The organism is Arthrobacter sp. 05N33_2 (assembly GCF_056397425.1).
On sequence record NZ_JBFTNJ010000095.1, the window covers coordinates 1 to 9,078 of the forward strand.

Genomic DNA, 9,078 nt, shown 5'->3' on the forward strand with positions numbered 1-9,078 from the left:
CGCCGGAACCACCGGCTCCGGGACCGATGCCGGAACCACCGACGCCGGGACCGACGCCGGAACCACCGGCTCCGGGACCGACGCCGGAACCACCGGCTCCGGGACCGATGCCGGAACCACCGGCTCCGGGACGCCCGATCCCTGGACCATTGGCCGGCCGCTTCAGCTCTCACCGGAACTCGCCGGCTACCTGCGGGCCAGCCTGTGCATTCCGTCGTGGCGGGACGCGGTCCTGGTGATGGCGGCCGCCGGACGGTCCGCGGCCGAACGCGGCGCCGAGGACTTCGGTATCTTCGACCCGGACCCCGGGTCCGCCGCTTTCCCCGATAACACGCCCGCCTCACGGCTCCGACCGACGCCCAGCCCCCTGCCGGGTCCAATGTCCGGCCGCACTTCCCGGTCCAAGTCCGCTCCGCGGATACCCCTGCCGGTGGCACCCGGCAGCGGCGGGTCCGCCGGCGGCGCCGTGCCTGCAGCCGGGGCTGTTCCCGGTTACGGGGAAGTCCTGCTCGGACTGGCGCCGTCGGTTCCGGACTGGACCCTGATGGTCGGGCTCGAGCGGGTCCTGGAACGGCTTGGCCGTCTTGGTGACGGGGAGGCAACGGCAGCCGCCGTGACGGCGCGGGGCTGGATCGAATGGTGCCGTGGCCGCGGCTCCTACGCCGACGCGCTCTACCGGCAGGCCTTGCAGGGCCAGCCGGGGTACAGGCTCGCGGAACTGCTGGCGGAGCTTGGCCGGCGCGGCACCCTTTGCGGCTGGGCTGCCAGGCGGGAGGCGGCCTGGCAGAAGTTTGCCCCGGACGCGGCATGAGGTCCTGACGCGGCGGGCGAAGCCGCCGCGATATCGTCGACCCGGCGTCGCGAAAGGCACCCGGCCTGAAAACCGTGAGACAATGGTTGCCGAGACCCGGTTGGGTCCGTGTATCAAGTGCCCTAAATGTTCCTTGGAAACAGGGAACATTAAGGCCGCGCCAGCAGTTCTACTAAGTGGCTCTGCTGGTCGTGGTTGCACCTGATGTTGAACACGGACTTGACAGGGTCATAGTGGTGTTGCCCGTATGGTGATTCCGCAGACCGCAGCTAGAAAGGTTTTCAGTGACCCCGTCTTCCGCGAAGAAGGAACCCGCCGACCAGGCCGAATTGTCCCCTGAGGAGAAGAAGGCGGCGACCAACGCCAAGCGCGCCGCCACGCGCGCAGCCAACAAGGCTGTCAAGGACGCCGCTTCCGCAGAGGGTGGCGACACCGTAACCGGAGTCGCCAAGCCTGAGCCCAAGAAGCGCGGGCCCAAGCCCGGCGCGAAAGCCGCGGCAGAAGCCGCCGGCAACTCTGCCAGTACGTCTGACGATGACGTCGACGCCGAAGAGGATCTCGACGACATCACGCCCGACGCCGCCGAGCTCGGCGACGAAGTAGAAGGCGAGGAAGTCGCCGGCAAGGCCGCGGCCACCACCGGCTCCGGCTTCGTCTACTCCGACGCCGACGACGACGACGCTCCGGTGCAGCAGGTTATGTCTGCCGGCGCCACCGCCGACCCCGTCAAGGACTACCTGAAGCAGATCGGCAAGGTCGCCCTGCTGAATGCCGAACAGGAAGTAGACCTGGCCCTGCGGATCGAGGCCGGTCTCTTCGCTGAAGAAAAGATCGCAGCCGACGACGGCACCATGGACCCGAAACTCAAGCGCGAGCTCGAATTCGTCATCCACGACGGCAAGCGCGCCAAGAACCACCTGCTGGAGGCCAACCTCCGCCTCGTCGTCTCGCTGGCCAAGCGCTACACCGGGCGCGGCATGCTGTTCCTGGACCTGATCCAGGAAGGCAACCTGGGCCTGATCCGTGCGGTGGAGAAATTCGACTACACCAAGGGCTTCAAGTTCTCCACCTACGCCACCTGGTGGATCCGCCAGGCGATCACCCGCGCCATGGCTGACCAGGCCCGCACCATCCGCATCCCGGTGCACATGGTGGAAGTCATCAACAAGCTGGCCCGAGTCCAGCGCCAGATGCTGCAGGACCTCGGCCGCGAACCCACCCCGGAGGAGCTGGCCCTCGAACTCGACATGACCCCGGAAAAGGTCGTGGAGGTCCAGAAGTACGGCCGCGAGCCCATCTCGCTGCACACCCCGCTTGGCGAGGACGGCGACTCCGAATTCGGCGACCTCATCGAGGACTCCGAAGCCGTGGTTCCCGCGGATGCCGTGAGCTTCACCCTGCTGCAGGAACAGCTGCACTCGGTGCTGGATACGCTCTCCGAGCGCGAAGCCGGCGTGGTAGCGATGCGCTTCGGCCTTACCGACGGCCAGCCGAAGACTTTAGACGAAATCGGCAAGGTCTACGGTGTGACACGTGAGCGCATCCGCCAGATCGAATCCAAGACCATGTCCAAGCTGCGGCACCCGTCGCGCTCACAGGTCCTGCGCGACTACCTGGACTAAGCGCCACTGGTCGCAGACCGGGTAAAGGTTCTCAGCAATGCGGGGTCTCTTCCCGCCCATCCTCACCGGAGGAACGGGCAGGAAGGGACCCCGCATTGCTTTTTGCCGCCGCAGCCGGGTGCACGGCACTTAACCGAACCGGCACCTGACGAAACAGCACTTAACGAATCAGGGCCCCTCCGGTATGGAGGGGCCCTGATGCAGTGGTCTCAGGTCGCCCGGAACCCTGTAGGGCGACGGGCTGAAGCCGGTGCGGTCTAGTCGACCGGAACCGGGGCCTTCTGGTGAAGGCGGTCAGTCTCATCATGCCAGTCTGAACTGAGCGGCTTGAGTGTCGGTTCTACGGCGCGTGCGTGGTGGCCGCAGAAAAGAAGCTCACCGCCGGAGGCACCGAGAACAACTCGGACATATGCCTGTGCTCCGCAACGATCGCACCGGTCTGCGGCGGTCAGTGTGCGGTCCGCAACTGCTGTTGTCATGTTCGGCCTCCTTAGTAGATCGGTATACCTATATAACCAGCATTCGTGGCCAAACCATGGCACGGATGGCCTACTTTCGCTGTCCGCGTATCACGTCTCAGTAACGGCGGGTGGCCGGAGAGCCCCCGCGGGGAGTGGCAGACCGTCGATCACCCGGAGTCCGACTAACCTAGGAAGTGCGTCAAATTCTGTGACTGCCGCCTGCGCACGCTGCGGTGGCTGTCCCGATCCTTTAAGGAGTTCACGACCCGTGGCACCCAGTTCTGATTACACCGCCCGGCACCTCTCCGTGCTGGAGGGCCTCGAGGCCGTCCGTAAGCGCCCGGGCATGTACATCGGCTCCACGGACTCCCGCGGCCTCATGCACTGCCTCTGGGAAATCATCGACAACTCCGTCGACGAGGCCCTCGCCGGCTTCGGCCACGACATCAAGATCATCCTCCACGCGGACAACTCAGTCGAGATTCACGACGACGGCCGCGGCATCCCCGTGGACGTCGAACCGAAAACCGGGCTGACCGGCGTCGAGGTCGTCTTCACCAAACTGCACGCCGGCGGAAAGTTCGGCGGCGGCTCCTACACCGCTTCCGGCGGCTTGCACGGCGTGGGCGCCTCGGTGGTCAACGCGCTCTCGGCCCGCCTCGACGTCGAAGTGGACCGCGGCGGCAAGACGTACAAGATGTCCTTCCGCCGGGGGGAACCGGGCCGGTTCAAGGATCCGGGCACCAAACCGGACCCCGCGACCCTGTTCGAACCCTTCATCGACGGCTCTGTGCTCGATGTCGTGGGCAAGGCCAAGCGCGGCGTGACCGGAACCCGGATCCGCTACTGGGCGGACCGGCAGATATTCACGCCCGACGCCAAATTCTCCTACGATGACCTCGCCGCGCGTGCCCGCCAGACCTCGTTCCTGGTCCCCGGACTGAAGCTCACGGTCCGGGATGAACGCAGGATTGCCGGCACGCCCGGAGAATCGGGCCCGCATGAGGAGGTCTTCCACCACGACGGCGGCATCTCCGAATTTGTCGACTTCCTCGCCGCCGACCCCGCCGTCACGGATATCTGGCGCCTCCACGGTGCCGGAAAATTCAAGGAAACCGTCCCCGTCCTCGACGAAAAGGGCCACAGCCAGCTCGCGGAGGTCGAACGCGACTGTGAGGTCGACGTCGCGCTGCGCTGGGGGATCGGCTACGACAGCACGGTCCGGACCTTCGTCAACATCATTTCCACGCCCAAGGGCGGCACCCACCAGTCCGGCTTCGAGCAGGCCCTGCTCAAGACCTTCCGCAAGGCCGTGGAGACCAATGCCCGCAAGCTCAAGGCCGGCAACGACAAGATCGAAAAGGACGACATCTTCGCCGGCCTGACCGCGGTCCTGACCGTCCGGCTGGCCGAACCGCAGTTCGAGGGCCAGACCAAGGAAATCCTGGGCACCTCCGCCGTCCGGGCCATTGTGGCCAAGGTGGTGGAACAGGAGATCACCGCGAAGCTGACCTCCGCCAACCGCAACGACAAGGCCCAGTCCGCGCTGCTGCTGGAAAAGATCGTCAGCGAGATGAAGTCCCGCATCTCGGCGCGCGTCCACAAGGAAACCCAGCGCCGCAAGAACGCGCTGGAAACCTCCTCCATGCCCACCAAGCTGGCCGATTGCCGTACCGACGACGTCGGACGCTCCGAACTGTTCATCGTCGAAGGTGACTCCGCGCTCGGCACCGCCAAACTGGCGCGGTCCTCCGACTTCCAGGCGCTCCTGCCGATCCGCGGCAAAATCCTCAACGTCCAGAAAGCCTCGGTGGGGGACATGCTCTCCAACGCCGAGTGCGCTGCCCTGATCCAGGTGGTGGGGGCCGGTTCCGGCCGCACGTTCGACATCAGCGCCGCCCGGTACGGCAAAGTGATCCTGATGACCGACGCCGACGTCGACGGCGCCCACATCCGGACCCTGCTCCTGACGCTCTTCTYCCGCTACATGCGTCCGATGATCGACGAGGGGCGCGTCTTCGCCGCCGTCCCGCCGCTGCACCGTGTGGAGGTCGTCAACGCCGGCCAGAAGGCCAACGAGATGATCTACACCTACTCCGAGGCTGAGCTCCATGTCCTGCTGGCGCGGCTCGCCAAAGAGGGCAAGCGCTACAAGGAGCCGATCCAGCGGTACAAGGGGCTGGGCGAAATGGATGCCGAACAGCTGGCCGAAACCACCATGGACCCGCGACACCGGACGCTCCGCAAGGTCGGGATCGAGAACGCCAAGCAGGCCGAAGAGACTTTCGACCTCCTCATGGGCTCGGACGTGGCGCCGCGCAAGGACTTCATCATTGCAGGCGCCGCCAATCTGGACCGGGAGCGCATCGACGCCTGACGTTCCGCCGGCGGGGACGGGCCCGGCGACCGAAATCTGTGCCGTCGCGGCTGCTTCGCCGGCGTCTGGTTCTCTCAACCTTTGCCCAAGGTGCTTCCGATAGCTTCATCTCACCCTTGCGGGCAAGGACGCCCGGGTTGGATTCCGCAGCCGAATCCAGGAGAACCCTATGAAGCAACGCCGGAATATCCGCCGTGCGGCCATCGCCGCCTCGATCGGACTGGCGGCCAGCCTTGCGCCGCCCGCACTCGCTGACAACGGAACAAACACGGCACCCCTGCGCGCTGCCGTGTCGGCAACAAACATCATGAAACACCTCGCGGCCCTCCAGGCCGTCGCGGACGCCAACGGTGGCACGCGGGCTGCCAGCACTCCGGGATACGAAGCCTCCGCCCGGTACATCGAGCGCAAGTTGTGGGCCGCCGGCTACACCCCGGTCCGCCAAACCTTCCCCTACGAGCGCTACGACACCGTCTCGGCGTCGATGGAGCGCCTCTCGCCATCCCCGCGGACCTACGCCTATGACGCCCCGGACGGCTTCCTCGATATGAACTATTCCGGTTCCGGCAACGTCACGGCCCCGCTGAGCGCCGTCGACATCAACCTGGCCGGCGACCGGGCCTCCACCAGCGGCTGCGAGGCAGCCGACTTCGGCGGGTTCACGGCGGGCAACATCGCCCTGATCCAGCGCGGCACCTGCACCTTCCGGATCAAGGCGGACAACGCCGCCGCGGCCGGGGCGGCCGGCGTCATCATCTTCAACCAGGGCAATGCGGACCCGGCGGACGAGCGCTTTGCCCTCTTCGGCGGCACGCTGGACGCGCCTCAGGCAGGTATCCCGGTGGTCAGCACCAGCTTCGCCACCGGCGCCGAACTCGCCGGGCTGAACGGCGTCAGCATGCACCTCGCCGTGAACTCCACCGTCACCAAGCTGACCTCGTTCAACATCCTGGCCGACACCGGCGGACGCGCGGACCGCACCGTCCTGGTGGGGGCGCACCTGGATTCCGTGCCGGAAGGGCCGGGCATCAACGACAACGGCACCGGGACAGCCTCCATCCTCGAGACGGCGATCCAGCTGAAGGCGTCGGGCCAGACCCCCGTGAACAGGGTCCGCTTCGCCTTCTGGGGAGGGGAGGAGCCCGGACTTGTCGGCTCCGACTTCTACACATCCCAGCTGACGGCGAGCCAGATCAAGGCGCACGCGGTCAACCTCAACTTCGACATGGTCGGCTCGCCGAACTTTGTGCGGTTCGTCTACGACGGCGACGGCTCCTCCTTCGGCACGAAGGGCCCCAATGGCTCCGGGCTCGTCGAGAAGGTCTTCCTGGACTACTTCAAGTCCCAGAACCTGCCTACTGCGCCGACGCAGTTCGACGGGCGCTCGGACTACTCCGGGTTCATCAACAACGGGATTCCGGCGGGTGGCCTGTTCACCGGCGCGGAAGACCTTAAGACGGTGGCGGAAGCGGCAGTGTTCGGCGGGACACCAAACGTGGCTCATGACGCCTGCTACCACCAGGCCTGCGACACTCTCGCCAACGTCAACACCACTGTGCTGGAGCAAATGGCCGACGCGATCGCCCACTCGACACTGACCTTCGCCATGACCACCTCGGCGATCAATGGAACGTCCAAGGGCAACGGGTCCGGCAACGTCGACCTGCAATTCAAGGCCAGCAAGCTGCTGAAATAGCGGCGCAGATGGCTATCCTGGCGCGAAACCGGCCGCTCCGCCGTTCCTGTGGCGGGGCGGTCCGGCGTGGGGGCCGGATGACAGGAGTGGCAGGGGGCCGGAGTTAGCCGAGCAGGCCGGGGACCAGCAGCAGGGCCGTCGGCACGGCCAGGAGCAGCACGCAGCAGGCCAGGACAGCGGCGCGCAGCGGTTCCGACAACGGCGGCTGCGGCGAGAGCAGGCGGCTGACGCGTGACGCCGTCGTGCCCGCCGAGCCGCTGCCTCCGGTGGCGCCGGGCTGGCTGGGGTCGCCGTCGGCCACGCCGGGCTCGCCGAACGCCAGGCGCACCGCGGGGGTGGCCGGGGACCCGCTGGCCACAATGGCAATCGCCCTGATCAGGGTCGCCTTGCTCTCCGTCTTGAGCGCGACGTCGTCGGCCAGCATCTCGATCAGGGAGTTGACCGACTCCTGCGCCAGCCGGGTGGTGGGCAGCCACGGCAGCGCCTGGCGCCACGCGGCGAAGGCCCACAGCAGGAGGTGGTGGCGCTGGCTCAGGTGGGCGTTCTCGTGAATCAGCACGGCACGCAACTCATCGGGCTCCAGGGCGGCCATGAGGCCGTCGGAGAGAACCGTCACGGACCGTGCGCCGCCGGGCAGGCAGTACGCCACCGGCGAGTCCACGTTCAGGACCATCGTCCCCGGGCCGTCGGAGGACGGCGACGCCAGGAGGTCCAGCAGCTCGCGGTGGCGGCGGCGCTGGCGCTGGATCTTGTAGTAGGTCAGCAGCAGGGTAAATACCAGGTGCGCCGTCAGCAGGGCCGCGGCCGAGAGCGCAAAGATGTGCCAGAAGCCCAGTTCCGTGGTGGGGGCATTGTGGAAGACCATGCCAGCCAGCGCCCGCAGGCCGGAGAGCAGGTTGTCCCCGACCGGCTCGAGCCCGTAAACCAGCATGGCGCCGATCATGGACAGGCCACCGGCCAGTGCGATCGCCTGCCACAACAGCATCGCCGTGAAGGGGGAGCGGGCCGGCCACTGGGCACGGGAGAGGAGGACAGGCACCGGCCACGCCAATGCTATCGCCAGGACCGCCAGAAAATATGAGGTCCAGAACATCGGGCGCTAGCTGCGGCCCAAAAGCTTGCGCAGGGTTTCTGCCTCGTTATCCGTGACGGAACCAATGAACCGGGCCAGGACGGCTTCGCGGTCCGGAGCGGAGCCGAGGACCTCGTGCATGAGTTCCGCGGTGTGGTCCGCACGGCTCGAGACGGCCTGGTAGCGGTGCGGGCGGGTGCCGCGTTCGCGTTCCACCAGACCCTTCCGCTCAAGGCGCGAGAGTACGGTCAGCACCGTGGTGACCGCGAGGTCTTTGCCCACGTGTCCGGCGCTGCCGTCCTGGGGCTGGGTGCTTTGTGCGAGGAGGTCCCGCAGAGTGTTGGCTGTCGCAGCTTCTTGGCCTGCCCAGAGCAGGTCCATCACTGCCCGTTCCAGTTCACCGAGACTTGCCATTGCGTACATCCTTCTATGCCTGCCGCGCCGGCGTCATGCTGGGAAACTGCTGGTGCCTGCCGGGGCGGTGTGTGTGAATACTTCGTTTACAAATTTACCGCGTTTTGCGCATTCTTTCTACATGAAGTAGAACACGGCCGCCCGGCGTGTCGCGCCGCCGGCCCGCGGTGGCGGGAGAGGCTCTTTGTTCCATTGCAGGCCGTGACGTGCCGTGGGAGTCTGAGTTACGGGGAAGCGACGATTTGTTCTACACTCTGTAGAAGAATTACTTCTACGCCACGTAGAAGTTGCTCGGACCTAGCCAAAAGTAGGGACTGCCTTGGACGCCTTGGAAATCGCACGCTGGCAATTCGGAATCACCACGGTCTACCACTTCATGATGGTGCCGCTCACGATTGGCCTCGGGCTGGTGGTGGCTGTGATCCAGACGCTCTGGTACCGCACCGGCAAGCCGGAATATCTGCGCATGACCAAGTTCTGGGGCAAGCTCTTCCTGATCAACTTCATCATGGGCGTGGCCACCGGCATCGTGCAGGAGTTCCAGTTCGGCATGGCCTGGAGCGAGTACAGCCGCTTTGTCGGTGACGTCTTTGGCGCCCCGCTGGCCCTGGAAGCGCTGTTGGCG

General features: G+C 66.2%; 7 protein-coding genes and 1 pseudogene. 5 read left to right on the plus strand and 3 right to left on the minus strand.

Features of this window, described 5'->3' with window-relative positions:
* Together AC1DHX_RS19495 and AC1DHX_RS19500 are read left to right on the plus strand one after the other, a co-directional pair.
* Positions 1-811 (plus strand): annotated as a pseudogene (locus AC1DHX_RS19495) (hypothetical protein); the annotation flags it as partial.
* Positions 812-1,095: 284 nt separating this feature from the next.
* A complete protein-coding gene (locus tag AC1DHX_RS19500) occupies positions 1,096-2,433 on the plus strand; it encodes an RNA polymerase sigma factor (protein WP_018772396.1) in 1,338 nt (445 codons plus the stop codon).
* A 257-nt stretch (positions 2,434-2,690) separates the two neighbouring features.
* Here AC1DHX_RS19500 and AC1DHX_RS19505 read toward each other — a convergent pair whose 3' ends face one another.
* Positions 2,691-2,912, minus strand: a complete 222-nt coding sequence (locus AC1DHX_RS19505; protein ID WP_026266251.1) for a DUF7455 domain-containing protein — start codon at positions 2,910-2,912, stop codon at positions 2,691-2,693.
* A 250-nt stretch (positions 2,913-3,162) separates the two neighbouring features.
* On the opposite strand from AC1DHX_RS19505, the gene AC1DHX_RS19510 reads away from it, so the two are divergent.
* Together AC1DHX_RS19510 and AC1DHX_RS19515 are read left to right on the plus strand one after the other, a co-directional pair.
* The gene (locus tag AC1DHX_RS19510; protein WP_476900375.1) at positions 3,163-5,271 is read left to right on the plus strand and encodes a DNA gyrase/topoisomerase IV subunit B; all 2,109 of its coding nucleotides are present in this window, start codon (positions 3,163-3,165) and stop codon (positions 5,269-5,271) included.
* Positions 5,272-5,440: 169 nt separating this feature from the next.
* Positions 5,441-6,967 carry a M20/M25/M40 family metallo-hydrolase gene (locus tag AC1DHX_RS19515; RefSeq protein WP_476859818.1) on the plus strand — a complete coding sequence of 509 codons (1,527 nt, stop codon included), beginning with the start codon at positions 5,441-5,443 and terminating at the stop codon, positions 6,965-6,967.
* A gap of 103 nt (positions 6,968-7,070) precedes the next feature.
* On the opposite strand, the gene AC1DHX_RS19520 is transcribed toward AC1DHX_RS19515, so the two are convergent.
* Positions 7,071-8,060, minus strand: coding sequence for a M56 family metallopeptidase (locus tag AC1DHX_RS19520; protein WP_223917105.1), 990 nt, complete (start codon positions 8,058-8,060; stop codon positions 7,071-7,073).
* 6 nt (positions 8,061-8,066) lie between these two features.
* Complete coding sequence (locus tag AC1DHX_RS19525) at positions 8,067-8,453, minus strand: BlaI/MecI/CopY family transcriptional regulator (protein WP_018772400.1); 387 nt, start codon at positions 8,451-8,453, stop codon at positions 8,067-8,069.
* Positions 8,454-8,772: 319 nt separating this feature from the next.
* Between AC1DHX_RS19525 and AC1DHX_RS19530 the strand changes: the two genes are divergently transcribed.
* A partial coding sequence (locus AC1DHX_RS19530; RefSeq protein ID WP_476900376.1) for a cytochrome ubiquinol oxidase subunit I occupies positions 8,773-9,078 on the plus strand: 306 nt, incomplete at its 3' end.

What these genes read in the sequence shown, in the direction of transcription:
- AC1DHX_RS19525 (WP_018772400.1), bottom strand. Translation starts at nt 8,453, where the DNA reads ATGGCAAGTCTCGGTGAACTGGAACGGGCAGTGATGGACCTGCTCTGG.
- AC1DHX_RS19520 (WP_223917105.1), bottom strand. Translation starts at nt 8,060, where the DNA reads ATGTTCTGGACCTCATATTTTCTGGCGGTCCTGGCGATAGCATTGGCG.
- AC1DHX_RS19505 (WP_026266251.1), bottom strand. Translation starts at nt 2,912, where the DNA reads ATGACAACAGCAGTTGCGGACCGCACACTGACCGCCGCAGACCGGTGC.
- AC1DHX_RS19515 (WP_476859818.1), top strand. Translation starts at nt 5,441, where the DNA reads ATGAAGCAACGCCGGAATATCCGCCGTGCGGCCATCGCCGCCTCGATC.